Here is a 25050-nt window from a genome sequence, read left to right as displayed (position 1 = left end):
TCGGCCCCCGGATCAGCTCATTCGGGAGAGGACGCTGCTGGCTTCCTGGGCCGCCGGTGCGGCGGCCGCGAGGTGCTGCAGGTTCTCCGGCAACGGTTCGCCCCGGTGCTGCTTGGTTTGGGCGAACAGTTTGCCCGCGCGGTACGAGGAGCGCACCAGGGGACCCGCCATGACTCCGGCGAAGCCGAGGGCCTTGGCCGCCTTCGTGTGCTCCACGAACTCCTCGGGCTTCACCCAGCGGTCCACCGGATGGTGCCGCACCGAGGGACGCAGGTACTGAGTGATGGTGAGGATCTCGCAGCCCGCTTCCGCGAGGTCGCGCATGGCGGGTTCGACCTCTTCAGGGGTCTCGCCCATCCCGAGGATCAGGTTCGACTTGGTGACCAGCCCGGCCTCACGGGCCTTGCGGATCACTTCCAGTGAACGCTCGTAACGGAAACCCGGCCGGATGCGCTTGAAGACCCGCGGCACGGTCTCGATGTTGTGGGCCAACACCTCGGGTTCGGACCCGAACACCTCGGCCAGCTGCTCGTCGTTGGCGTTGAAATCCGGGATCAGCAGTTCGACGCCCGTGCCCGGGTTGAGTGCGTGGATCTGCCGGACCGTCTCGGCGTACAGCCACGCTCCACCGTCGGGCAGGTCGTCGCGGGCCACACCGGTCACGGTCGAGTAGCGCAGGCCCATGGCCTGCACGCTCTCGGCGACCCGCCTCGGTTCGTCCCGGTCGAACTCGGCGGGTTTACCGGTGTCGATCTGGCAGAAGTCACAGCGTCGGGTGCACTGGTCACCTCCGATGAGGAAGGTGGCCTCGCGATCCTCCCAACATTCGTAGATGTTGGGGCAGCCCGCCTCCTCGCACACGGTGTGTAGACCCTCGCGCCGGACCAGCCCCTTGAGTTCGGTGAACTCCGGGCCCATACGCGCGCGGGTTTTGATCCATGACGGCTTCTTCTCGATCGGTGTCTGGCTGTTGCGGACTTCCAGCCGCAGCAGCTTCCGACCTTCCGGCACCACAGTCACGCTCCCAGCCTACGCCCGAGGCGGCCCGGAACTCGACCACGTGGGGGATCCGGGGTGACCCGGTCAACTCTTCCCCCGCTCCCGGGTGGCTTTCCGGCCCCCTCACATGGGGCGGGACGTGTCGCGTGCGGTGCTCACGCGGACGAGGCCAACCGGCCGAGGCGACGCAGCCAACGCTCGGCCGTGGTGGTGCGGTTGCTCGAGCGAACGGTGTCGCGATGCCGCAGTAGCGCCACCAGCGTCGCCCCGATGCGTGCGGCCTCGTCGTGCGGCTCGTGCGGTTCGGCCAGACCGGAGGTCACCGCGAGCATCCGCAGCTCGGCCTGGTGGGCTCGGCGCAACGCGGGGTAGCGCTCCACGTTCGCGTCCACCACCGCGTGCAGTGTCGGATTCCGGCGTACAGCGGCTCGCCAGGCGCGGGACACGGCGTCGACGTGGTCGCCGTGGCTCTCGCTGCCTTCGCCGGGCACGTCGTCGGCGTCCTCGGGGCCCGCCACATAGGTGCGGAGGTGCCCGGTCAGCACCTGTGTCCAGCGGTGGTGCAGGGCCAGCAGGAGGTTCTCCTCGGTGCCGAAGACCTCCCTGGCGCCGTCGATGTGGTCGAACGGAATACGGGCCTCTTCGTCGTGCCGCGCGCGGGCCAGTGCGGTGTCCATGATGTCGCGACGGCGGTAGTGATCACTCCAGCCCATGGCCTCGGCCTCCCCCTTTTCGGCCTGTCCTCGACTGTACCGGCGGCCATACTCGAAGTCGGGTTCATACTCTCGGTATGTGCGGACGAGATCAACATACCACCGGTATGTGACGAGGAGGGGTGCGTAAGGTTGTGAATGTGGCGACACCGAGGTCCAGGCGGGACGACTACACGGAATCCACCCGTGACGCGTTGATCGACAGCGCCATCGCGCTGTTCACCGAGCGCGGCTACGCGGGCACGTCGCTCGACGAGATCGCGCGCCGCGCCCGAGTGACCAAGGGCGCGCTCTACCACCACTTCACCGGCAAACAGGCGGTGTTCGAAGCCGCGTTCGACGCCGTGGAGACCGATGTCAAGGGCCGGTTGGAGAAGATCCTCCGTGGAGCCGAACCACCGTGGGAACGTGCGCTCGCCGGATTGCGGGAGTTCATCTCCAGCTGCCTCGACCCCGCCTACCAGCGGATCGCACTGCACGAGGCCCCTGTGGTGATGGGCTGGCAGCAATGGCGGGACGCCGAGGAACGCTACAGCTTCGGCCTCATCAAAGCCGCCCTCCAGGACCTCATCGACGCGGGCGACGTGACGAGCGTGCCGGTGGACGTCGCCTCCCGTCTGCTGTTCGGTGCCCTGGCCAGCGCCGCCACCGAGATCGCGAGTTCGGCTGAACCCGAACGGGTGGGAGCCGAGGTCGAACAGGTGGTGGTCGCACTGCTGCAGCAGGTGCGGGACGCCGCGCGTTCCCACCGGGCTCGTTAGGCTCGAGTGCGTGGAACTCAGGATCTTCACCGAACCCCAGCAAGGTGCCAGCTACGACGATCTGCTGCGCGTGGCGAAGACGACCGAGGACGCCGGTTTCAACGCGTTCTTCCGATCGGATCACTACCTCAAGATGGGCTCGGTCAGCGGTCTCCCCGGGCCGACCGACGCCTGGATCACCCTCGCGGGACTAGCCAGGGAGACGTCCCGGATCCGGTTGGGCACGTTGGTGACGGCGGCGACGTTCCGGCACCCCTCGGTGCTCGCGATCTCCGCGGCGCAGGTCGACCAGATGTCCGGTGGCCGGGTGGAGTTCGGCTTCGGCTCCGGCTGGTACGTCGACGAACACACCGCGTACGGCATCGAACTGCCGCCGATGCGTGAGTTGTTCGACCGCTACTCCGAACAACTGCAGATCATCACGGGCCTGTGGGACACCTCGGAAGGGGAGACCTTCGATTTCGAGGGCAAGCACTACCAGCTGAAGGAGGCGCCGGGGCTGCCCAAACCCGCGCAGCGTCCGCGTCCGCCCATGATCCTCGGAGGTACGGGTAAGAAGCGCACGCCCGAGCTCGCGGCCCGTTACGCCGACGAGTTCAACGTGCCGTTCAAGGACATCGAGACGGCACGCGCTCAGTACGAGCGAGTGGACGCCGCCGCCGAGGCCGCGGGTCGCAGGCGGGGTGAGCTCATCCGTTCGGCCGCTCTCGTGGTGGCCGTGGGCAAGGACGACGCCGAGGTGGCCCGTCGCGCCGACGCCATCGGCCGCGAGGTCGACGAACTCAAGACCAACGGTGTCGCGGGCACCGTGTCCGAGGCCGTGGACACGATCGGCCGTTGGCGTGAGAGCACGGGCATCACGCGCCTGTACCTCCAGGTGCTGGATCTGTCCGACCTCGACCACCTGGAACTGATCGCCTCGGAGATCATGCCCCAGCTGAACTGAGGTCTCGCTGGATCGTGGTGGCTCGGCCGACCGTCGGGCCACCACGAACCGGCCTCGGAGTCGCTCTTTTTCCGGGTCGCTCCTTCTCAGGGCTGCTGGAGAGCGAAGGTCACCCCGGGAGCCTCCGGTTGCTGTGGACGCGGCAGCCAGCGGTCCTCGTTCACCGGCAGCTCGCCGTCCAACGCGGCGAGCACCGCGTCCCTCGCCACGGGCAGGGCCTCCGCCACGGTCACCGTGCGGCCCAACTCCTCCGACAACGACGTCGTGCCCGCGTCCCGGATACCGCACGGCACGATGCGATCGAACGCCGTCAGATCGGGATTGCAGTTGAGCTCGAAACCGTGCATGGTCACGCCTTGCTGCACCCGGATACCGATCGCCGCGATCTTGCGTTCGGGGCGGGTGTCGTCGGCGGGAACCCAGACTCCGCTGCGCCCTTCGACCCGACCGGTGTGAAGGCCGAACCTCTCGCACACCGAGATCAGCGCTTCCTCGATGCGCCGCACGTAGTGCACGACATCGATAGGGTCGGCGAGCTTGACGATCGGATATCCGACCAGCTGGCCGGGTCCGTGCCAGGTGATGCGGCCTCCCCGGTCGACATCGATCACGGGTGTGCCGTCGGTCGGCCGGTCCTCCGGCTGGGTGCGTTTACCCGCCGTGTAGACCGAGGGGTGTTCCAGCAACAGCATCGTGTCGGGGCCCTCGCCGTCCGCACGGGCGCCCGCCAGCTCACGCTGGAGTTCCCAGGCTTCGAGGTAGTCGATGGTGCCGATGTCGCGAACGTCCACGGGGTCACTGGACGCGCGACAGGAACGGGTCGCTTTCTGACTCACGATGACGAGGCTACGCCCTGCGGTCTGGGCGGCAACAACCGCAGAGCCGGGGCCACCAGCAGTCCGACCCCGACGACAGCGAGGACCGAGCCGATGGTGTCGGTGAGCCAATGCACCTGCAACGTCACCCGAGCGGCGCCCGCCAGCACCGTCGCGACCACGGTGACGACGCCCACGGTGGTGACCGAACGCGGTGCAAGCCACAGGCACAGCACCACCAGCACGAACCCCGTGCTCGCCACCGATGCCACGTGTCCGCTCGGGTAGCCGAGGTCACCGTGCTTCAAGGGGCGTTCCCTGTCGAACGCGAGTTTGGCGAACACGCTGCTGAGACGGCAGGCACCGAGCAGGACCACCAGACGCAACGTCACCCACGCCCTCGGGTCCGAACGTCGTCGCCACACGACCGTGGCCGCGATCAGGCCCAGTCCCGACAGGATCGGCAGCGGAGGCCCGAGAACGGCACTGATGACGGCCGCGGCCTCGTCGAAGTCGTCTCGCCACCACGTGCTCGCGGCATCGTGCAGCGCCCGATCCGCGGCCGGTGGATCCTGTCGGACCACGATCCCGAGCACCACGAACGCGGTGAGCGACAAGGACCCGAGCAGGTACTCGACCCTCACCGGTGAGCGTTTTCGTGACGCTGTCACGACAAGGCGGAGGCGAGGGCCTGATCGAGATCGTCGAGCGTGTACGTGAACCCCGCTTCGGTGAGCACACCGGGCACGGCCCGTGGCCCTGCCAGCAACAGCTCATCAGCGGCCTCTCCGAAAACCACCCGCAGCAGCCCACCGGGCACCCGCCACGGAGTGGGACGGCGAACCGCGCGTCCCACGGCCCGAGTGAACTCGGTGTTGGTCGCCGGACGTGGGGCGGTCGCGTTGACCGGGCCGGAGACATCGTCGCGAAGAAGGCAGAACACGATCACCTCGACGAGATCGGAGAGACCGATCCACGGCATGTACTGCCTGCCGTGACCGAGGGTGCCGCCCAAGCCGCCGCGGAACACGGGGGCCAACAGGCGCAGCATCCCGCCCTGTCGCGCGAACACGGGTGCGATACGGAGCAACACCACCCGGCTACCCGCTCGGCTCGCCGGCGCACACGCCCCCTCCCACTCGGCACACAGCCGGGCGAGGAAACCGTCACCGATCGGGGCCGATTCGTCGACTTCCACGGCGCCGGTGTCACCGTAGTAGCTGATTCCCGAGGCGTTCACCAACACCGGTACGCCGTGTTCGGCCACAGCCTCGGCCAGCACCTCGGTCGGCTCGGTCCGGGAGTCGCGCAGCAACTGCTTACGTGCGGCGCTCCACCGGCCGGACGCCAGCGGCGTACCGCACAGGTTCACAACGGCGTCGACACCGTCGAACGCATCGTCGTCGATCCGCCCCGACGGGGGGTCCCAGCGTCGTTCGTCGCGATGCGCGGGAGCACGTCGAACCAGCCTCACCACGTCGTGCCCCGACTCCCGTAACCGGGAACGCAGGGCAGTGCCGATGAGTCCGCTGGAACCGGCCACGAGAACCCGCATGGGCACACTTTATGCGCCATATGCGACGGGGCGTCCACCATGTGCGGTAGACGCCCCCGAGCGCGTGATACGGCGAGTCAGAGCCCGAGCTCGTCCTCGAAGTTACCTTCCTCGAGACGCTGCTTGATCGTCGTAAGGAACCGTCCCGCGTCGGCACCGTCGATGAGGCGGTGGTCGTAGGTCAGCGGGAGGTAGGCCATCGAACGGATCGCGATGGTGTCGTTGCCCTCGGTGTCGGTGACCACGACCGGCCGCCGCACGACCGCGCCCACGCCCAGGATCCCCGACTGCGGCTGCACGATGATCGGCGTGTCGAACAGCGCGCCGTTGCTGCCGAGGTTGGTGATCGTGAACGTGCCGCCGGTGAGCTCGTCCGGGGTTACCTTGTTGCTGCGGGCCCGCTCCGCCAGGTCGGCGATCCGGTGTGCCAGGCCGGACAGGCTCAGCTCACCCGCGTCGTGGATGACCACCGACAGCAGACCACGCTCGGTGTCCACGGCGAGGCCGAGGTTGATCGAGCCGTGGTAGGTGATCTCCTTCGTCTCCTCGTTGTAGGAGGCGTTGACGTTCGGGTGCTGCTTCAGCGCCTCGACCGTGGCCTTGGCGAAGAACGGCAGGAACGTCAGGTTCACACCCTCACGCTCACGGAACGCCGCCTTCGCGCGCTGCCGCAGCTGCGCGATCTTGGTGACGTCCACCTCGTGCACCTGCGTCAGCTGGGCCGAGACCTGCAGCGACTCCTTGGTCTTGGCGGCCGTGATCTGGCGGATGCGGTTGGCCTTCTGCACCGTGCCACGCAGCGCGGCCTTCTCCGCTTCCGACACGGGGGTCGGTGCGGCGGGCCGGGACGGAGCGGCCGGGGGCTGCTGCGCGGCGGCGGGCTTGGGCTGCTGGGCGGCCTGCTGCTGCTTGGCCTCCGCGGCGGCCAGCACGTCCTGCTTCCGGATACGACCGCCGACGCCGGTGCCCTTGACGGTGTTCAGGTCGATGCCGTGCTCGGCCGCGAGCTTGCGCACCAGCGGCGTGACATACGGCGTGCCCGCGCTGTCACGCTCGGTCGAGGCGGGCCGAGCCTGCTGCGGTGCCGGAGCCGGTGCCTGCGGAGCGGGAGCGCTCGGTGCGGGCTGTGCCTGCGGTGCAGGCTCGGGCTCGGGCTGAGGTGCGGGCTGGGGCGTGGGAGCGGGCTGTGCCTGCGGCGCCGCCGGCTGCTGCGGTGCGGGCTCGCGCTCGGGCTGCGCGGGCGCCTGCGGGGCCGGGGCGGCACCGGCGGGCCCCACGACGGCCAGCTGAGCACCCACCTCCACGGTCTCGTCCTCGGCCGCGGTGATCTCCAGGACCGTACCCGCGACCGGCGAGGGCACCTCGGTGTCGACTTTGTCGGTGGAGATCTCGAGCAGCGGCTCATCGACCTCTACCGTGTCACCGACCTGCTTCAGCCACCGGGTGACGGTGCCCTCGGTGACGCTCTCACCGAGCTCCGGCAGCGTCACAGGAGTGCCGGACGCGGCACCGGAGGATGCCGACGGTGCCGGCGCCTGCGGCTCGGCGGCGGGCTGTGCGGCCTGCGGCTCGGGCTGGGCCTGCTGCTGAGGCTCCGAGGGCGCGGCCGCGGCAGCGCCGCTGTCGGCCCCACCACCGGAACCGTCGTCGATCACGGCGAGTTCGCCGCCGACCTCCACGGTCTCGTCCTCACGCGCCACGATCCGAAGCACCGTGCCCGACACGGGCGAAGGTACTTCGGTGTCGACTTTGTCGGTGGAGATCTCGAGCAGCGGCTCGTCGACCTCTACCGTGTCACCCTCCTGCTTCAGCCACCGGGTGACGGTGCCCTCGGTGACGCTCTCACCGAGCTCCGGCAGTGTGACGGAGTACGCCATCGTTGCTGACTCCCTTGTGTGTGCTGGTGTGGTCTGCAGTTGCTGCGTCGGCAGTGCCGGCTGTCTTCGTCGGTTCCTTACCTCAGCCGTGCACGTGCAGCGGCTTGCCCGCCAGAGCGAGGTGCGCTTCGCCGAGAGCCTCGTTCTGAGTGGGGTGGGCGTGGATCAACGGGGCGACGTCCTCGGGGAATGCTTCCCAGTTGAAGATGAGTTGCGCTTCGCCGATCAGCTCGCCGACACGATCCCCGACCATGTGCAACCCGACGACCGGGCCGTCGGGAGCCTTGATGAGCTTCACGGCACCGGAGGTCTTGAGGATCTGACTCTTGCCGTTACCCGCCAGGTCGTAGGTGAAGGTGGTGATGTCGGGACCGTACTTCTCCCTCGCCTGGGCCTCGGTCAGGCCCACGGACGCCACCTCGGGGTGCGAGTAGGTGACCCGCGGGATACCGGACTCGTCGATGGGTGTCGGGTTGAGACCGGCGATGTCCTCGGCGACGAAGATGCCCTGCTGGAAGCCACGGTGGGCGAGCTGCAGGCCCGGCACGATGTCGCCGACGGCGTAGACGTTCGGGAGGTTGGTGCGCAGGCGCTCGTCGGTCAGCACGAAGCCGCGCTCCATGCGGACACCGGCCTCGTCGTAGCCGTGGCCCGCCGTGTTCGGCCCGCGACCCACGGCGACCAGCAGCACGTCGGCCTCCAGGGTCTCGCCGGACTCCAGCGACACCGTGACGCCGTTGTCGTCCTGCTTCGCGCCGGTGAACTTCACGCCCGTCTTGAAGGCGATCTTGCGTCGGCGGAACGCCCGCTCGAGTTGCTTGGAGGAGAACTCGTCCTCCGCGGGAACCAGCCGGGGCAGCGCCTCGACGATGGTGACCTCGGAGCCGAAGGAGGCCCAGACACTGGCGAATTCGACGCCGATCACGCCACCGCCCAACACGACGGCCTTCTTGGGCACGAAGTCGAGCGACAGCGCGTCCTCACTCGTGATGATGCGCCCGCCGAGTTCCAGGCCGGGGATCGTCTTCGAGTACGAGCCGGTGGCGAGCACGACGTTCTTCCCGGTGTAGCGGGTGCCCTCGACGTCGACGGTGGTGCCGCCGACGAAGGTGCCCGTGCCCTCCACGTAGTTGATCTTGTGGGCCTTCGCCAGGCCCTGCAGCCCCTTGTACAGCCGCGTGACCACCGAATCCTTGTACTTGTGGACACCGGCGACGTCGACGCCGTCGAACACGGTCTTGACGCCGAACTGTTCGCCGTCCCGCGCCGAGTCGGCGACCTCGGCGGCGTGGAGCAGCGCCTTGGTCGGAATGCAGCCTCGATGCAGGCAGGTGCCGCCCAGCTTGTCCTTCTCGATCAGCGTGACGGATAGACCCAGCTTGGCGGCGCGGAACGCCGCGGCATAACCACCGGATCCGCCACCAAGGATCACCAGGTCGGCTTCAGCGTCGGTCACTTCTCAAACTCCTCGGCAGGCAGTGTTCAGTAAGCCGATAACGGCAGTCGTCTGATCGTCTTCACGGGCGCTGTGGGGCGCCTCATGCCACTTCATCTTGTCACTTCGCTCGAACGACATGCGACCTAGTGCGGGTGTGATGAGGTCTGGGGCATTGCGTAGCCGGGATAATGCACAGTGCGAGGCCGGAAGGAGAGTGGTCGCCATGGGCCTGTTCGACGCATTCCGCAGACGTCGCCGAGGAAGGAAGAAGAACAGACCCGGGACCTTACGTAGCGTATCCTCCGCCGACATCGCGCACCTGGACCAATGGGTCGCCACGCACAGGGGCGTGGAGGCCTACGTCGAGCCTCGGACCACCGTTACCGAAACCACAGTGGTGTTGGTCGCACACGACGGCGAGTGGACTCGGCGCCGCATAGGGAGTCTGGACACCGCGCAACAATTCGGTCGCAAGCGGTCCATTCCCGTGTACGAGGTCGCCAAGACCGGATATCCGAAACGGATGCGTGAATACACGGAGCGTCAGCGCATCCTGCGGAAAAAGGCGCAACGGGAACGAGACGAGTCGGCCTAGGAGTCGGCCTGGGATGACTTAACTCTCGGTGTCTTGGCCGTCTTCGGCGTTCGCGCTGTCTTCGGCGTTCGCGGTGTCTTCGGCGTTCGCGGTGTCCTCGAGCGGCCCCACGGCGGCTTCGAGCAGCCTCCGGTGGTGTTCGAGCAGTGCGCGCACGTCATGATGGACGCTGACACCGAACATCGGGTCGTGCTCCACCACTTCGCCGGTCGTCGAGCGCAACACCAGCACAGCAGGCTCGGCGATCACCACGTCGGCTTCGGATTCGTCCTTCGTCGTTCGCATGGTGAGTTCGCCCACGCTCAACAGGCGGGGGAACACCACGTCGGCCGGCAGTCCGTCACAGGTGAACAGGAATCGGCGGTAGGAGTCGGGCAGAGCGACACCGAGGCGGTGTTCGGCCTCCGCCAGCGCCTCGCTCGATGCCGGTGGCGGGGCGGTGCCCGGTACGCCGCGTAGCCGCAGGATCTCGTCGATCAGCTCAGACCACGAGGAACCCGCCGCGTCGGTCGGATGCCGGGCGTGGAGAGCCGCGATGAGTGCGTCGGCGTAGGCGTTCGCCCACTCCGCCGGCAGAGTGAGCGCACCCTGCGCCAACAGCGCCGCGACCGGACGGCATCCCGCGAGTAGAGCCACGTCCGGACGTGGTGTGTCACGTGCCACGCTCGCCCACGCCGCCACCGCGGCACGGGCACCGTCCACGTCTCCCGCCTCCGCGCGTTCCCGCGCTCGTGCGGCCAGTTCGGTGAGTGTGTCCTCCGGAGCATCCCGACGCTGGGCCCGGGCCAGGCGGTCGCGGTGGGCGCGTTCCTCCGCGTCGAGATCCAGCGGGGGCAGTTCGGCGGCCCATTCGGGCACGGCCTCGCGCACGGCGAACAACATCACCCAAGCCCGCGCGGTCGAAGAGTCCCGGACCAGCCGCGTCACCGACCTACCCGTCGTACGCCGCCACTGCCGAACCAGTCGATCGGCGGCCCCGCTCACGTTGGCGCACGCCAACAGCAGAGCCGCCTGACCGACCGTGGTGTCCACCTCGTCGTCGGCCGCCGTGAGGACGGTACGCACGGCGGCCTCGACGAAATCCTCACTACCGTCGCCGGAGGAGGACATGGTGACCGGATTCACATCCTGCGACGGTCAGCCGTTCTCGGCGATGTCGGCCAGGACCGCGGCGATCGTGCGCACCGGCACACCCGTGCCGCCCTTGCCCGTGTAGCCCCACGGAGAACCGGAGTTGTAAGCGGGACCCGCGATGTCGATGTGCGCCCACTGCACGTCGTCGGCCACGAACTCACGCAGGAAGATTCCCGCGGCGAGCATGCCGCCCCACCGCTGTCCGGTCACGTTCGCGATGTCGGCGAGCTTGGAGTCCAGTTCGGAACGCAGTTCCTCCGGCAGTGGCATCGGCCAGCCACCCTCGCCCGTGGCCTGCGCGCTCTCGGCGACGCGATCGCGGAAGTCGTCCGAGCCCATGACACCCGCCGTGCGGTCGCCCAGCGCCACCTTCTGCGCACCGGTCAACGTGGACGTCTCGATGAGATAGTCCGGCTCCTCCTCGCACGCCCGCATGATCGCGTCCGCCAGCACCAGGCGGCCCTCGGCGTCGGTGTTGAGCACCTCCACGGTCTTACCGCCGTACATCGTGAGTACGTCACCCGGCCGGTACGAGGTGCCCGACGGCATGTTCTCCGCGAGCGGGATGTACGCCACCACCTCGAGCGGGTACTTGAGCTTCGCCGCCAACACCATGGAGGCGAGCACGGCCGCGGCACCGGCCATGTCCGAGGTCATCTCGTCCATACCCGCGGCCGGCTTGAGGGAGATGCCGCCGGTGTCGAAGGTGATGCCCTTGCCCACCAGGGCCACGCTCTTCTTCGCCTTGGACCCGCGGTAGGCCACCCGCAGCAGCCGCGGCGGGCGCGACGACCCGCCGCCGACGCCGAGGATGCCGCCGAAGCCCTTGCGCTTCAGAGCCTTCTCGTCGAGGACCTCGATGTCGAGATCGTGGGCACTCGCCAGCTCCTTGGCACGGTCGGCGAAGGACGCGGGGAACAGGTCGTTCGGGGGAGTGTTCACCAGGTCCCGGGCGATGGTGACCGCCTCGGCGATGGCCGTGGCGGCCTTCAGCGTCGCCTTGTGCGAGCGTGCGGTCCCCTCTTCGGGCGAGACGAACTCCACGTTGGACGGCGGCGCGTCACCCGGCTCGGACTTGTAATCGGTGAAGCTGTAGGCACCGAGCACGGTGCCCTCGACCGCGGCCTGCAGGTCCAGCGCGGACAGTGTGGTCAGCACTCGCTTGTGGCCCGCCAGCAGTCGCCCGGAGGCACCGGCGGCCCGGCGTACCCGCTCGTCGGTGATGTCGTCGGGCTTTCCGAGCCCCACGGCGAGCACGACCCCCGCGGGCACCCTGCCCAGGCTCGGGACCTTCACGGTCTCCTCGGGCTTGCCCGTAGCGCCCAGAGTGGTCAGAACATCGGCCAGCGTGCCGTCGAACGCGGCATCCACCGCCTCTGCCCCGGCTGCCAGCTCGAGTCCGTCGGGTCCCTGAACGGTTCCCACCACGACGACCTCGGCGCGGGTCTTGGCCAGCGCCGCCTCGGAATTATCGGACAGGGACAGTTTCGGCACGCTCACGTCAGGCTCCTCTGTGTCATCGCGTCATCGCGTGTGGACCGACCTCGGCACCCTCGTGGGGCGGCGAGCGAAGTCCGTCGACCTCCTCCGCCATGCTATTGCCGATACCGGTGTGAGTGTGGAGGTAGGTCGGGTCGATGTCGCTGCCAGCGGGACTGTTCCTCATCCTGGCCGTCGCCGCGTCCTGGGCCGGGTGGTGGCTGCTCGCCGCGGTCGTCCTGGCCGGCTGCCTCGCGTGGGTGACGGGACGTTCGAAGCCACGGGGCCGGGGTGGTGAGTTGCTCGCCGCGGTGCGGGAGTGGTCGTTGTTCGTCTCCTCGGCCGCCGTTCCCGCGGCCTATCTCGGGAGCGCTACCGCTTCCGCGGACATCACCTATGTGGCGGTCGCGCTCGTGGTCGTCCTCGTCGCCGTGGCGGCCGACGCTTTCGGGGCGAACCGCTCCGATCGGTCGTCCCGCTGGCCCGTGGCGCTGTTGGGGGTGGCCGCGGCAGCCTTCGTGGCCGTCTGCGTGGCGATCCCGCCGGCAGCATCGACGACCGCGAGCCCCGAACCGTTCTCCCCGATCGGCCTGATCGTGGCCGTGGTGGTGGTACTGCCGTGGCTCATGGGACTGAGCCCGGTCCGGCTCACCATCGGAACCGTTGCGGCACTGGCGGTCGGGGCCGCCGCGCTGTATCAGGTGGGACCGGTCCGACTCGGACTGTCGGTGACGTCGCTGCGGGACGTGCTGGCCGCCGCCGACGCCGCCGCGTTGACCCCGATGCTGGTCGCGGTGGCCGTGCTCGCGGGACTCACCTCGGCGGTCGCGTGCGCCGGTCGGCTCAGGCAGGCCGGGAACAGGCTCGCCGGACGCGACGACACCGGCCGGTGGAGAGGGGCCACGCTGGTGGCCGTGGGGGGCGCGGGGGTGTGGGCCGCCGTGTTCGACCCGCTGCCGGCGGTGTTGCTCGCGGGCGTCGTCGCCCTGATCGAGGTGATTCACCGCCTAGCCGGACGGGCGGGAGCGGCCGACCGCGGTTGACCCGACTGTCCCAGCCGACACGCCGGGCGGTGCGGCTGGGTTCGGGCCGGCTCAGGCCATCAGTGCTGCGAGTCCGAACAGCACCAACGCCGCCACCGTGAGTAGCGTCAGCGACTTGCCCGGCAGGTCACGCGGCAACATCCGGCCGTGTTGCTCCTTCCACCACACCAGAGCGAACACGACACCCACGATCCCGAGGAGCACGCCGAAGCCGCCGACCATGATGTAACCGATCACGGCGACCATGCCGGAGGCGAACGTCAGCAACGCGGCGGCGAAGAAGGCTTTGGCGTCCGACGCGGGCCCGGCGGAGACTCTGTTGGCGTTGAAGGCGCGTTCAGGCTGTGAGGTCACGCTCGTCATGGTAGGACGCGCGACCCTCTCGTGTTGTCATTCGTGCGAGATATGCTGGCGCCCATGACTACCACGATCCCGTTCAGCCACCGTCCCAGCACTCGTCCGGCCTCGGCGGAGCGGGTAGCTGAGGTACTGGCGAAGCCGGGGTTCGGGGTGTACTTCACCGACCACATGGTCACGGTGACGTGGACGGAGGAGAAGGGCTGGCACGACGCCCAACTACGCGCGTACGAACTGCTGCAGCTGGACCCGGCCACGGCCGTGTTGCACTACGGGCAGAGCATCTTCGAGGGGTTGAAGGCGTATCGGCAGCCGGACGGTTCCGTGAAGGCGTTCCGGCCCGAGGCCAACGCGGCCCGCTTCCGGCGTTCGGCCCGCAGGATGGCGATGCCGGAACTGCCCGACGAGCTCTTCCTCGGCTCGATCCGCGAGCTGCTCGCAGCTGACGACCGGTGGGTGCCCACGAATCAGGGTGACTCGCTCTACCTGCGGCCGTTCATGATCGCCACCGAGGTGGGTCTCGGGGTGAACAGCCCGTCGCGGAGCTATCTCTACACGCTCGTCGCCTCACCGGCGGGTTCGTACTTCGCAGGCGGCGTGAAGCCGGTGAGTGTGTGGCTGTCCACCGAATACGTGCGGGCCGCGCCCGGGGGCACCGGTGAAGCCAAGTGCGCCGGGAACTACGCCGCGTCCTTCGTGGCACAGGCTCAGGCGGTGGAACAGGGCTGCGACCAGGTCGTCTGGCTCGACGCCAACGAGCGCCGCTACGTCGAGGAGATGGGCGGCATGAACCTGTTCTTCGTCTTCGGCTCCGGCGGCGACGCGCGAGTGGTGACGCCCGAACTGAGCGGTTCGCTGCTGCCCGGCGTCACCCGGGACTCGCTGCTGAGGCTGGCCGCCGACTTCGGCTACCAGGTCGAGGAACGCAAGCTGTCCACCGATGAGTGGGAGAAGGCTGCCACCTCCGGCGAGCTGACCGAGGTGTTCGCCTGTGGAACGGCCGCGGTGATCACTCCTGTCGGCCACGTCAAGCACGCCGGGGGAGAGTTCCGTATCGCCGACGGTCAACCGGGCGAGGTCACCATGCGGTTGCGCGAGGAACTCACCGGTATCCAGGAAGGCACCCGGCCCGATCCGCACGGCTGGATGCACACCCTGGGCTGAGGTTTGTGACCACACGCCGAAAGGCCGCCCCGGTGGTTGGAACACCCGGGCGGCCTTTCGGTTTCTCATCGATTTCTCACTGCGATCGGCGTAGCACCGCGGCCATCGAGACCAGCGGCAGAAGGGCGGCGGCCCCGGTGCCCGCTTCCTCGGCCATACCGAGGTCCACGAGCGGTTCGAGGTCGAGGTGTTCCAACGCGAGCGTGTGGGCCGGTTCGCTCGTCCGGTGCGCCGCCAGCCACCACGAGCGAGCTCCGGGGGCGAGTTCCTCGGCGAGCAGGGCCGCCGCGCACACGGTGAGTCCGTCCAACAGCACGGGCGTGCGGCGCACGGCGGCTTGCGCGAGGAACCCGGTGATGGCGGCGAGGTCGGCGCCGCCCACTGTCCGCAGCAGCTTCATCGGTTCGGTGGCCACCGGTCGTGCTCTGCGCAGGGCGTCGCGGATGGCGGCGGCCTTACACATCCAGGCGTTGTCGTCGACGCCGGAGCCGCGTCCGACGACGGCGACGGGCTCGGTGTCGGTGATCACCGACACCAGTGTCGACGCGGGGGTGGTGGCCCCGACGCCGAGTCCGGCCGGGACGAGCAGGTCGGCTCCTTCGTCCACCTCGGCGTCGGCGATGCGCATACCCACGCGCACGGCCTGTTCGGCTTGGTCGTCTGTCAGAGCGTCCTCGGAGTCGATGGAACCCGAGCCCCGACGGATTTTGAATTCCCCGGTGTCCTCGTTGTCGACGGCGACGTCGACGACCCGCACGCCACTACCGGCTTCGGCGGCGAGGACCCCGAGTGGGGTGCCCTCGTCGAGCAGTTCCCCGATGAGTTCCGAGGTGGTCCCGGGCGGCCGGGCGGACACGCCCTTGGCGGCGATGCCGTGGTCTGCGGCGAACGCCACGATCCGCGTGCGACGTGGCGGTGTCGGCGGGGATTGGCCCTGACACGCGGCCAGCCAGTCACCGAGTGTGTCGAGCATGCCGAACGGGCGGCGACTCGTGCGCGGTAGGTCGTCGGGACGGGGGACCTCGGCGAACTCGATAGGCACGGTGCTTACCGTACCCAGGGGTGTGGCCGTCGGATGACGAACGTCGGGCACAGCACGACTACGCAGGCTGCGGACACGGCTACGCGGGCTGCGGACACGATCACTCTAAGATCGGGCGGATGAGTGAGCGCGGAGCGTCGGGCGCGGTCGGCGTCGTTCTGGCCAGTGGCGCGGGTACCCGGGTGGGAGCCGCGACCAACAAGGTGTATCTGCCGTTGGCCGGCCGTCGTGTCGTGTCGTGGTCGTTGGACGCATTCGCGCGGACCCCCGGTATCGACACCCTTGTACTGGTGACCAGGCCGGTGGACGCGGAACTCGTCGAACACGTGCTGCGGCACGAGGTCTCGGCCGAGGTCGAGGTCGTTCACGGCGGGCGGACGAGACAGGAATCGGAGCTCGCCGCGCTGCGCCATCTACGCGGGCGCATCGAGACAGGTGTGATCGACACGGTGTTGCTGCACGACGGCGCGCGTCCGCTGGTGAGTACCGCTTTGATCGCGGAAGTGCTGCGGGTGGCACGGGAACACGGCGGTGCGCTGCCGGGTCTGCGCGCCGATGACATCGTGGCACTCGCCGACGACACCGGTGACATGGTGACCTCGCCGGGGAAGGACACGCTGGTACGTGCCCAGACACCGCAGGGTTTCCGCGCGGCGCCGTTGCTGGAGGCCTACGAACGGGCCGAGGCCGAAGGGTTCGTCGGTACGGACACGGCGTCGTGCATGGAGAGGTTCAGCGACCTACCCGTGCGCTGGGTGACAGGGGAGGAACGCAACATCAAGGTCACCTACCCGCACGACCTGGTGATCGCCGAGCAGGTGCTCGCCCAGAAGGCGTGAGTGGCCGCCCACGGGCTTCGTCCACTCACGCCCCCGAGCTCGCGTCAACGGGAAAGGATCACAGAATCGGACTCTTGGTGAGGCCCGGGTCCCGCTCCACGACGCCGTCCAGCACCTCGTCGATGGCCTGCATCAGGTCGGCGTCGAGCTTGACCCCGGCGGCCTTCACGTTCTCCTGGACCTGTTCGGGGCGGGACGCACCGATGATGGCGGAGGCGACGTTGTCGTTCTGCAGCACCCACGCGACGGCGAGCTGGGCCAGCGTCAGCCCGGCCTGATCGGCCAGAGGACGCAGTCGCTCCACGCGCGTGAGGACCTCGTCGCGGAGGAACTGCTCGACCGTCCTCGCCCCACCCTTCTGGTCGGTGGCACGCGATCCCTCGGGCGGCGGCTGGCCCGGCTTGTACTTACCGGTGAGCACACCTTGCGCGATGGGGGACCACACGATCTGGCTCATTCCCTCGCGCTCGCAGGTCGGTACGACCTGCTCCTCGATGACGCGCCACAGCATGTTGTACTGCGGCTGGTTCGACACGAACGGGATCTTCAGTTCGCGTGCGAGTGCGGCACCGCGGGCGATCTGCTCGGCACTCCACTCGGACACCCCGATGTAAAGCACCTTGCCCTGCCGCACCAGGTCGGCGAACGCCGTCATCGTCTCCTCGAGCGGCACCGTGTGGTCGAACCGGTGCGCCTGGTAGAGGTCGATGTAGTCGGTGCCGAGCCGCTTCAGCGACGCGTGGGCCGACTCCATGATGTGCTTGCGGCCGAGACCCTTGTCGTTCGGGCCTTTCGGGCCGGTCGGCCAGAAGACCTTCGTGAAGATCTCCAGGCTCTCCCTGCGCTGGCCCGCGAGGCCTCGGCCGAGGACCGACTCGGCAGCGGTGTTGGCGTAGGTGTCAGCAGTGTCGAAGGTCGTGATGCCGGCGTCGAGCGCGGCCTTGATGCATGCGTGGGCCTGCTCCTCCTCGACCTGGGAGGCGTGAGTGAGCCAGTTACCGTATGCGATTTCACTGACCGAAAGGCCGCTGCGGCCGAGACGACGAAACTCCATGGATCCAGACTAAACCCGGGTTGCTTCGCTTAACTAATGACCCGAGTGTGGGAGGGGCCCGGTTCTTCAGTCGACCTTCAAGCCGACCTTCAGTCGACGCGGTCGCCCGGCTTCACCCGCGGTTTGGGAACGCGCAGTTTACGCAGCTGGCTGGCGCGTACGAAGGCGTACCAGCCGAGCGAAGCTCCACGGATCTGTTCCTTGGGGAACTTCGCGCGGACCGCCTTGACGATGCGTCGACCGTTGAGATAGCCCTCCACGATCATGCCGAGCAGCATCACCGTGGTGAGCAACGTCGCGCACTGCTGCACCACCAGGCTCGGGATCAGCAGTGTGATGAAGACGATGATGGCCAGCGGCATGAACAGGCCGAGCACGTTGCGACGTGAGTCGACGAGGTCACGCACGTATGCCTTGACCGGACCGCGGTCCCTGGGCAACAGGTAACGCTCGTCACCGGCGAGCATGCGCTCCCGTCGTTCCCGAGCGGCGGCGCGGCGCTCCTCCTTGGTCACCGGGTTTTGTTTCCGCAGCTCGCGGCTACGCCGGATGGCTTCGCGAGTGGTGCGGGGAGGGGGCGCGACCGGGCCTCGCCGCTTGCCCTCGGCCTCCCGTCGTTTGGGCGTGGGACGCCCCTTGCCCGGGGTGTAGCCCTTGGGAAGCGACGTGTCCGCCGAGGACTCGGCGCCGTCGGCAGCAGTGCTGGTGCTGTCGGCCTCGGCCTTGGTGCTGGAACGACGCAAGAACCTCACCCCACCAGGGTATTGCAGCCCACACTGTGCATGTTCATCCGGTCGACGAATGTGACACCATGGGCGGTGGGGAACAGAACGGGTGTTCGGTGTGTTGGAGCTGATGCCCGCCTGAATCAAGACCGTGAGGGAGAGTCATGACGACCGCTGAGCAGACCGGCAACACCTCCGCCGACGCCGGCGAGGCCACGCACGGCGTCACCCTGACCGATGCGGCTGCCGCCAAGGCGAAGGCGCTCCTGGAACAAGAGGGTCGGGACGACATGCACCTGCGCATCGCCGTGCAGCCCGGTGGCTGCGCTGGTTTGCGCTACCAGCTCTTCTTCGACGAGCGCACCTTGGACGGCGACCTCTTCCGGGAGTTCGACGGCCTCCGGGTGGCGGTCGACCGGATGAGCGCTCCGTACGTCGAAGGCGCCGAGATCGACTTCGTCGACACCATCGAGAAGCAGGGCTTCACCATCGACAACCCGAATGCCGGTGGTGCCTGTGCCTGCGGTGACTCCTTCCACTGAGTCCGCGGGTTTCTCGTCACGCGATCAGTTGATTCACCGACTTCCCGGGTGATTCGTCCCACATCGGACGGGTCGCCCGGGAAGTGGTGTGTCGTGGGCATGTCCTGAAGCCTGAAGAGCTGGTAACACGGCGGTGCTCGGTGGACCCGGGCGTTCTTCCGTGCCGAGGCCTGCTCGCCCGAGGCTTATGACGTATCGCTCACCGGGACCGGTGGCCGGATACGGTCCGGTTGTCACCGGCCACCGGCGAAAGCGAAGTCGTAGGGCGCGGGCCGCGTTTCCACGTCCCGCGCCCTACGGTCCTTCAGACGGCCTCAGAGCTGCACCGGGTACTGCGGCTCGGGCACGTCGGGCTTGATGCGGTCCTCGACGAAGATGCCGTGCCACAGCATGAAGACCAGCAACGCCCACAGCCTCCTGCTGTGATCGAGCGTGCCGTTGCGGTGTTCCTCCAACATCGCGAGGATCGCGCGCTTGTCGAGCAGTTCGTCGGTCTTCGACTCGCTGATGATGCCGCGGGCCCAGTCGTACATGTCAGAGCGCAACCAGTGCCGGATCGGCACGGGGAAGCCGAGCTTACGGCGGTTGAGTACGTGGGCCGGCACGATGCCGTCCAATGCGCGACGCAACGCGAACTTCGTTGTCTCCTTGGTGATCTTCTGATCCAGCGGGATCGTCGACGCGACGCGGAACACCTCGGAGTCCAAGAACGGCACCCGCAGTTCCAGCGAGTTGGCCATCGTCACCTTGTCGGCCTTGACGAGGATGTCGCCGCGCAGCCACGTGAACAGGTCGACGTGCTGCATCCGTGCCACCGGGTCCCAACCACGGGACAGCCGGTACCACGGCGCGGTGACATCGCGGTGGCTGACGTCGTCGCGGAAAGTCCGCAAGACCGGCTTCAGCTGGTCGTCCCGGAACAGTCGGGCATTGCCGTAGTACCGCTCCTCCAGCGTCAACGCGCCGCGACGCAGCAGGTCTTTGCCACGCTTGCCCTCGGGGATCAGCGTGGAGGCCTTGCCGATGAGCTTGCGCACCCCACCGGGGACCTTCTCGAACGGCGCCAGCGACAGTGGTTCCCGGTAGATGGTGTATCCGCCGAACAGCTCGTCCGAACCCTCGCCGGACAGCACCACCTTCACGTGCTTGCGCGCCTCGCGGGCGATGAACCACAACGGCACGAGTGCGGGATCCGCCACAGGGTCGTCGAGGTACCACACGATCAGGGGCAGTGTCTCCATCATCTCCTCGGCGGAGACGGTGCGGACCACGTGCTTGACCCCGATGGCGGCGGCGGACTCGGCGGCGACGTCCACCTCGGAGTAACCTTCGCGCTCGAACCCGGTGGTGAAGGTGATCAGGTTCGGGTTGTGTTCCTTCGCCAGCGCGGCGATGGCGGTGGAGTCGATGCCACCCGACAGGAACGCGCCCACCGTGACGTCGGCGCGCATGTGCTTGGCCACCGAGTCACGCAGGACCTCGGCGATGCTTTCGTGTAGTGCGGCCACCTGAGCGGCGCCCGACACCGGCTGTGCGCGGAACTCGGGGGAGAAGTAGCGCTCCGTCTTCAGTTCCCCGCCCGGTGTGACGGTGAACGACGTGCCGGACTCGATACGCCGGATGCCCTGGTGCAAGGACTCGGGCTCGGGCACGTACTGCAGCGTCAGGTAGTGCTGCAACGCCGTGCGATCCAACTCGGGTTCCATGCCCAGTGTGGCCGCCAGCTCCAGCAGGCTCTTCTTCTCACTGGCGAAAGCGATCCCTTTAGGACCTGTCGCGTAGAACAGGGGCTTGATGCCGAACGGGTCGCGCGCACCGAACAGGACCTTGCGCTCGGAGTCCCAGATCAGGAACGCGAACATGCCACGCAGTCGGCCGACCGCTGCCGGACCGAGATGGTGATAGGCCGCGACGATCGCCTCGGTATCACCTGCTGTGGCGAATTTCGCACCGTGTTCTTTCTCCAGTTCCTCACGGAGCTCGAGGTAGTTGTAGATCTCGCCGTTGAAGTTGATGGTGTAGCGGGTGGGATTGTCTTCGGGGCCCCAGGTCAGCGGCTGGTGCGAGTGCTCGAGGTCGATGATGGCGAGCCGGTTGAAGCCATAGATGACCTGCTCGTTTGCCCAGATATCGGTCTCGTCCGGGCCGCGGTGACGCTGACACTGCAGCGCGCGGCCTACGGCGTCCTTGGCGTTCGCCGCGTCTTCCTCACTGCCACAGACCAGTCCAAGCAGGCCGCACACGCCGTCTCACACACCCTTATTTCCGTCAACATTTGAGTCGTAAGTCGCAAGTATGCCGGGGAAGGCGGTGACGCCGCCGTCCCGGGTCTCGGCTAGAGTCCCATGCGTTGCAAGGATCGGGCGAGGAGGCATCACGGAGTGGGCGTTCCAGAGCGCACCCGGGGCACACGACTAGGCAAAGCCGGCAAAGTCGCCGCGCTCGCCGCGCTCGTCGCTTTGACGGCGACCGGCTGCTCCGGTGAGGAGATTCTGCGATTCGGCTGGCCCGAGAGTGCCACGGTGGAAGCCGCGGAGATGCGCACGTTCTGGACGTGGGCGGTCATCGCTGCGCTGGCCGTCGGCGCGATCGTGTGGGGACTCATCTTCTGGTCGGCTGCGTTCCACCGGAAGAAGAAGAACTCGACCGAGGCACTGCCGAGGCAGTTCCAGTACAACGTGCCGCTGGAGCTGTTCGTGGTCGTGCTGCCGGTTGTCATGGTCTGTGTGCTGTTCTTCTTCACGGCCGTCACCGAACAGTCGGTGCTCGCCGAGGAGGAGGACCCCGACGTCGTCGTGGACGTCACGGGTTTCCAGTGGAACTGGGAGTTCTCGTACCCCGACTACCAGACTCCGGACGGACAGCCCGTGAGCACGGTCGGCAGCTCGAGCGAGATCCCGCTGCTGGTGGTCCCGGCCAACCAAGTGACTCAGTACAACCTCGAGTCCACCGACGTCATTCACTCTTTCTGGGTGCCGGAATTCCACTTCAAGCGTGACGTGTTCCCGTACCCGCGTAAGAACAACCAGGACGAGTCGTTCCAGACGACCGTCGACCGGGAAGGTGCCTTCGTCGGCCGTTGCGCCGAGCTGTGCGGCGTCTACCACGCGATGATGAACTTCGAGGTCCGCGCCCTGTCGCCGGACAAGTTCGACCGCTACATGGAGCTGCGTACTCAGAACAACCCTGAGACGGGTCAGCCGTACACCGCTGCGGAAGCACTGGCCACCATGCAGGATGAGGGTTGCGATGCGCAGCTGTGCAGCCCGGTCGCGACGACCACGTCCCCGTTCGCGACGGACCGCGTCGCGCGCACGGCGTCCGGTTGAGTCGACCACCGAGAAGTGACTCCAGCGATCGAGTAAGAAGGACACACGCTCATGAAGGTCGAAGCCCGGGTTTTCGACATCGTCGCGATCTTCGGCATCGTCATCGCGATCATCTACGCGGTGATGACCGCCATGATGACCCAGGACGGCGTTGAGCCGGTCGGCACGGTGGCGCTGCTTCTTTCAGGTGGTCTGGCGCTGCTGGTGGGCAGTTACTTTCGGTTCGTCGCTCGGCGTATCGAGCCTCGGCCGGAGGACCACGAGGACGCAGAGGTCAGCGATGGCGCAGGTGAGTTGGGATTCTTCAGCCCCGGTAGTTACTGGCCGGCCGCCGTCGCGGCTGGTTGCGCTCTGGTGAGCGTGGCCCTCGCGTTCTTCCAGGTGTGGCTGATCATCCTCAGCGGCGTCGTGCTGGTCATGATGATCGGTGGTTTGGTGTTCGAGTACCACACCGGTTCACGTCGCCACTGACGTCTGATTTCGTCTCGATCCCACACGTGCGCGGGGCACCGGAGGAACCGGTGCCCCGCACGTGCGTGTGGTCGTGTTCTCGGTGCCGCCCAAGCTCACCTCGGTAGGCGAATCCGATGGGGCTTACCGGGGAAGAGGCCCGCGAAGCCTGGCTGTGCTTGTGAAGCTGCGTGAAACAGGCTCCTGAAACGACAAGGAAGCGAGCCCTGTACGTATCGGGACTCGCTTCCTTGTCGTCTGTTCTGGGGCTTTCTGGCCGGTTTTTCAGCCCTTGTCGATCCAGCGGGCGAGCAAGTCGGCCGCAGCACCGGAATCGATGGCTGTAGCGGCTTTCTCCAGGCCCGCGCGCAGGTCTGCGGTGAGGTCGTCGGAGAAGCCCGTGTGGGCCGCCAGGGCGCCCGCTGCGTTGATGAGGACGGCGTCCCTCACCGGGCCGTGCTTGCCTTCGACGAGGTTTCTGAAGACCTCGGCGTTGGCGGCGGCGTCACCGCCCCGTAGCGCGTCCGGTTCGGACTTCGGGATCCCCAGCACCGTCGGGTCGATGGTCTCGGTGCGGATCTCGCCGCCGGCGATGATCCACGCCGTACTGGTGGTCGTGGTGGTGATTTCGTCGAGTCCGTCGTCGCCACGCACCAGCAGCACGCTGTGGCCGCGCCGGGCGTACACCTCGGCCAGCACCGGGGCCTTGTCCGGATAAGCGCAACCGATCAGTCCCGAGGTCGGCTGAGCGGGGTTGGTCAGCGGCCCCAGCATGTTGAACACGGTGGGGATGCCCAGTTCTCGTCGGGGCCCGCCCACGTGCCGCAGCGCGGGATGGAACGCGGGAGCGAAACAGAAACCGATGCCGAGCTCCTCGACACACCGCCGCACGTCGTCGGGGGTGGTCTCGATGCTGACGCCCAACGCCTCCAGGACATCGGCGGCCCCGGACTTCGACGAGGCGGCCCTGCCGCCGTGTTTGACGACGGGCGTCCCGCTGGCGGCCACCACCAGCGAGGTCATGGTGGAGATGTTGACCGAGCCCTTGCGGTCACCACCCGTGCCCACGATGTCGACGGCACGTACGTCGAGGTCGACGCGGTTGGCGTGGTGGAGCATGGCGCGCGCCATGCCGGAGATCTCGGCGGCCGTCTCGCCCTTCGCCCGCAGCGCCACCGCGAACCCCGCGATCTGGGCGGGGGTGGCTTCGCCGGACATCACCTGGTCCATGGCCCACGCCGTGGCGTCCTCGGACAGATCGACACGCTCGATGAGCTGATTGAGGACGGTTGGCCAGGTGTATTCAGGCATGTTCATCTCCGGCCGCCGACACTCCGAAGTGTTCGGCGGATCGTTCAAGAACTCACTCACGCGGGGGGTGAGTAGTGATTGTCACAGTTCGTGATTCGGACATAGCTGACCGAGCGAAGCCGACCCGACGGCCGAGTCGGCCACTCGGCCTCACTCGGCTCCACCCGGTCGAGGTCTGTCTTCGATGTTCAGCCGTTGACGGCGGGCACGCGCTGGGTCCGCAGTACGTCCGCAACGGTCTCGGCCGCGGTCAGCGGGTCGAGAGGGTGCACCAGGACGGCATCGGCCTGCGACCAGGTGGCGAGCCATCGGTCATCCTTGCGGCGCACAGCTACCACGATAGGCGGACAGCCGGCGAGTTCGTGCTTGAGCTGCCGAGTGAGACCAATACCACCGGTGGGCTGCGCCTCACCGTCGAAGATGGCGAGATCAATCTCACCGGAGTCCATCTCGGTCAACACCTCGGCCACGCCCGCGGCTTCGACATAGGTGACTTTGCCCAGGTCAGCGGCCGGTCGTCGGCCGACTGCGTTGATGATCGAGTCGCGCACCTCGCTCCTGTGGCTGAAAACAAGGACCTTCTTCGCTCGCTCGGTCATCCTCGCGTCCTTTGCGCCTCGACGATGGTGACGAGGTTCATGCTAGCTGGCCTACGCCCCCGATACCCAGCGGGTTCGTCTCCTTTTCGGTAGCGTTTTCCCTTCGTGCACGACCGTCCGTAGGACCCGAGCTGCAGGGCTAGGTCGAGGGGAGACATAATGCGAGCCGTGACAACGGCAGCTCCTTCCATCAGCCAGCGAGTGCACTCGCTCAACCGGCCGAACATGGTCAGCGTCGGCACGATCGTGTGGCTGTCCAGCGAGCTCATGTTCTTCGCTGGGC

The 25050-nt window shown here is 67.7% G+C and carries 25 protein-coding genes and 1 pseudogene; 10 read left to right on the top strand and 16 right to left on the bottom strand.

Annotation, left to right across the window (positions count from 1 at the left end):
• Nucleotides 1-12: 12 nt before the first annotated feature.
• Together lipA and M7H19_RS12595 are read right to left on the bottom strand one after the other, a co-directional pair.
• Nucleotides 13-1020: a lipoyl synthase gene (lipA, locus tag M7H19_RS12600; RefSeq protein WP_298180977.1), complete on the bottom strand. Its 1008-nt coding sequence runs from the start codon at nt 1018-1020 to the stop codon at nt 13-15.
• 134 nt (nt 1021-1154) lie between these two features.
• Complete coding sequence (locus tag M7H19_RS12595) at nt 1155-1712, bottom strand: hypothetical protein (protein WP_298180976.1); 558 nt, start codon at nt 1710-1712, stop codon at nt 1155-1157.
• Nucleotides 1713-1846: 134 nt separating this feature from the next.
• Here M7H19_RS12595 and M7H19_RS12590 point away from each other — a divergent pair, with 134 nt between their 5' ends.
• Together M7H19_RS12590 and M7H19_RS12585 are read left to right on the top strand one after the other, a co-directional pair.
• Nucleotides 1847-2473: a TetR/AcrR family transcriptional regulator gene (locus M7H19_RS12590; RefSeq protein ID WP_298181011.1), complete on the top strand. Its 627-nt coding sequence runs from the start codon at nt 1847-1849 to the stop codon at nt 2471-2473.
• Nucleotides 2474-2483: 10 nt separating this feature from the next.
• Nucleotides 2484-3419, top strand: a complete 936-nt coding sequence (locus tag M7H19_RS12585) for an LLM class F420-dependent oxidoreductase (protein WP_298180975.1) — start codon at nt 2484-2486, stop codon at nt 3417-3419.
• An 86-nt stretch (nt 3420-3505) separates the two neighbouring features.
• Here M7H19_RS12585 and lipB read toward each other — a convergent pair whose 3' ends face one another.
• The 5 genes from lipB to lpdA all read right to left on the bottom strand — a co-directional run bounded on the left by lipB (nt 3506) and on the right by lpdA (nt 9122).
• Nucleotides 3506-4255 (bottom strand): lipoyl(octanoyl) transferase LipB, encoded by a 750-nt coding sequence (gene lipB, locus M7H19_RS12580; RefSeq protein ID WP_298180974.1) that lies wholly within the window; start codon nt 4253-4255, stop codon nt 3506-3508.
• On the bottom strand, nt 4252-4878 hold the full coding sequence (locus M7H19_RS12575) for a phosphatase PAP2 family protein (RefSeq protein ID WP_298180973.1): 627 nt from the start codon (nt 4876-4878) through the stop codon (nt 4252-4254). Before M7H19_RS12575 ends, lipB begins: the two co-directional genes overlap by 4 nt.
• A 23-nt stretch (nt 4879-4901) precedes the next feature.
• Nucleotides 4902-5789, bottom strand: coding sequence for a TIGR01777 family oxidoreductase (locus M7H19_RS12570; RefSeq protein WP_298180972.1), 888 nt, complete (start codon nt 5787-5789; stop codon nt 4902-4904).
• A 77-nt stretch (nt 5790-5866) separates the two neighbouring features.
• Entirely contained in the window at nt 5867-7666 is a 1800-nt protein-coding gene (gene sucB, locus M7H19_RS12565) for a 2-oxoglutarate dehydrogenase, E2 component, dihydrolipoamide succinyltransferase (protein WP_298180970.1), read from the bottom strand.
• A gap of 82 nt (nt 7667-7748) precedes the next feature.
• A complete protein-coding gene (gene lpdA / locus M7H19_RS12560; protein WP_298180969.1) occupies nt 7749-9122 on the bottom strand; it encodes a dihydrolipoyl dehydrogenase in 1374 nt (457 codons plus the stop codon).
• A gap of 205 nt (nt 9123-9327) precedes the next feature.
• Here lpdA and M7H19_RS12555 point away from each other — a divergent pair, with 205 nt between their 5' ends.
• The gene (locus M7H19_RS12555; RefSeq protein ID WP_298180968.1) at nt 9328-9699 is read left to right on the top strand and encodes an oxidoreductase; all 372 of its coding nucleotides are present in this window, start codon (nt 9328-9330) and stop codon (nt 9697-9699) included.
• Nucleotides 9700-9717: 18 nt separating this feature from the next.
• On the opposite strand, the gene M7H19_RS12550 is transcribed toward M7H19_RS12555, so the two are convergent.
• A complete protein-coding gene (locus M7H19_RS12550) occupies nt 9718-10809 on the bottom strand; it encodes an SMI1/KNR4 family protein (protein ID WP_298180967.1) in 1092 nt (363 codons plus the stop codon).
• A 27-nt stretch (nt 10810-10836) separates the two neighbouring features.
• Complete coding sequence (locus M7H19_RS12545) at nt 10837-12333, bottom strand: leucyl aminopeptidase (protein ID WP_298180966.1); 1497 nt, start codon at nt 12331-12333, stop codon at nt 10837-10839.
• Nucleotides 12334-12470: 137 nt separating this feature from the next.
• Here M7H19_RS12545 and M7H19_RS12540 point away from each other — a divergent pair, with 137 nt between their 5' ends.
• Nucleotides 12471-13355, top strand: coding sequence for a hypothetical protein (locus M7H19_RS12540; protein ID WP_298180965.1), 885 nt, complete (start codon nt 12471-12473; stop codon nt 13353-13355).
• A 51-nt stretch (nt 13356-13406) separates the two neighbouring features.
• Here the strand turns inward: M7H19_RS12540 and M7H19_RS12535 are convergent, their stop codons facing one another.
• Nucleotides 13407-13718, bottom strand: a complete 312-nt coding sequence (locus M7H19_RS12535) for a hypothetical protein (RefSeq protein WP_298180964.1) — start codon at nt 13716-13718, stop codon at nt 13407-13409.
• Between the two features lie 54 nt (nt 13719-13772).
• On the opposite strand from M7H19_RS12535, the gene M7H19_RS12530 reads away from it, so the two are divergent.
• A complete protein-coding gene (locus tag M7H19_RS12530) occupies nt 13773-14876 on the top strand; it encodes a branched-chain amino acid aminotransferase (RefSeq protein ID WP_298180963.1) in 1104 nt (367 codons plus the stop codon).
• Between the two features lie 76 nt (nt 14877-14952).
• Here the strand turns inward: M7H19_RS12530 and M7H19_RS12525 are convergent, their stop codons facing one another.
• A complete protein-coding gene (locus tag M7H19_RS12525) occupies nt 14953-15918 on the bottom strand; it encodes a nicotinate-nucleotide--dimethylbenzimidazole phosphoribosyltransferase (RefSeq protein WP_298180961.1) in 966 nt (321 codons plus the stop codon).
• A gap of 119 nt (nt 15919-16037) precedes the next feature.
• Between M7H19_RS12525 and ispD the strand changes: the two genes are divergently transcribed.
• Nucleotides 16038-16757 (top strand): 2-C-methyl-D-erythritol 4-phosphate cytidylyltransferase, encoded by a 720-nt coding sequence (gene ispD / locus M7H19_RS12520; RefSeq protein ID WP_298180960.1) that lies wholly within the window; start codon nt 16038-16040, stop codon nt 16755-16757.
• A gap of 58 nt (nt 16758-16815) precedes the next feature.
• Here ispD and M7H19_RS12515 read toward each other — a convergent pair whose 3' ends face one another.
• Together M7H19_RS12515 and M7H19_RS12510 are read right to left on the bottom strand one after the other, a co-directional pair.
• Entirely contained in the window at nt 16816-17811 is a 996-nt protein-coding gene (locus M7H19_RS12515; protein ID WP_298180959.1) for an aldo/keto reductase family protein, read from the bottom strand.
• Between the two features lie 89 nt (nt 17812-17900).
• A complete protein-coding gene (locus tag M7H19_RS12510) occupies nt 17901-18563 on the bottom strand; it encodes a DUF3043 domain-containing protein (RefSeq protein WP_298180958.1) in 663 nt (220 codons plus the stop codon).
• 137 nt (nt 18564-18700) lie between these two features.
• Between M7H19_RS12510 and M7H19_RS12505 the strand changes: the two genes are divergently transcribed.
• Entirely contained in the window at nt 18701-19078 is a 378-nt protein-coding gene (locus tag M7H19_RS12505; protein ID WP_298180957.1) for an iron-sulfur cluster assembly accessory protein, read from the top strand.
• A 314-nt stretch (nt 19079-19392) separates the two neighbouring features.
• Here M7H19_RS12505 and asnB read toward each other — a convergent pair whose 3' ends face one another.
• Nucleotides 19393-21321 carry an asparagine synthase (glutamine-hydrolyzing) gene (gene asnB / locus M7H19_RS12500; RefSeq protein ID WP_298180955.1) on the bottom strand — a complete coding sequence of 643 codons (1929 nt, stop codon included), beginning with the start codon at nt 21319-21321 and terminating at the stop codon, nt 19393-19395.
• Between the two features lie 138 nt (nt 21322-21459).
• On the opposite strand from asnB, the gene coxB reads away from it, so the two are divergent.
• A complete protein-coding gene (gene coxB, locus M7H19_RS12495; RefSeq protein WP_298180954.1) occupies nt 21460-22407 on the top strand; it encodes a cytochrome c oxidase subunit II in 948 nt (315 codons plus the stop codon).
• Between the two features lie 51 nt (nt 22408-22458).
• Nucleotides 22459-22878, top strand: coding sequence for a cytochrome c oxidase subunit 4 (locus tag M7H19_RS12490; RefSeq protein ID WP_298180953.1), 420 nt, complete (start codon nt 22459-22461; stop codon nt 22876-22878).
• A 264-nt stretch (nt 22879-23142) separates the two neighbouring features.
• On the opposite strand, the gene trpD is transcribed toward M7H19_RS12490, so the two are convergent.
• The gene (gene trpD / locus M7H19_RS12485; protein ID WP_298180952.1) at nt 23143-24168 is read right to left on the bottom strand and encodes an anthranilate phosphoribosyltransferase; all 1026 of its coding nucleotides are present in this window, start codon (nt 24166-24168) and stop codon (nt 23143-23145) included.
• A 188-nt stretch (nt 24169-24356) separates the two neighbouring features.
• Nucleotides 24357-24767, bottom strand: a complete 411-nt coding sequence (locus M7H19_RS12480) for a hypothetical protein (RefSeq protein ID WP_298180951.1) — start codon at nt 24765-24767, stop codon at nt 24357-24359.
• A gap of 159 nt (nt 24768-24926) precedes the next feature.
• On the opposite strand from M7H19_RS12480, the pseudogene M7H19_RS12475 reads away from it, so the two are divergent.
• A pseudogene (locus M7H19_RS12475) lies at nt 24927-25050 on the top strand (cytochrome B); the annotation flags it as partial.

Source organism: Saccharomonospora sp. (assembly GCF_027317685.1).
Taxonomy (GTDB): Bacteria; Actinomycetota; Actinomycetes; order Mycobacteriales; family Pseudonocardiaceae; genus Saccharomonospora.
This window is presented reverse-complemented; position numbering and strand designations above follow the sequence as displayed.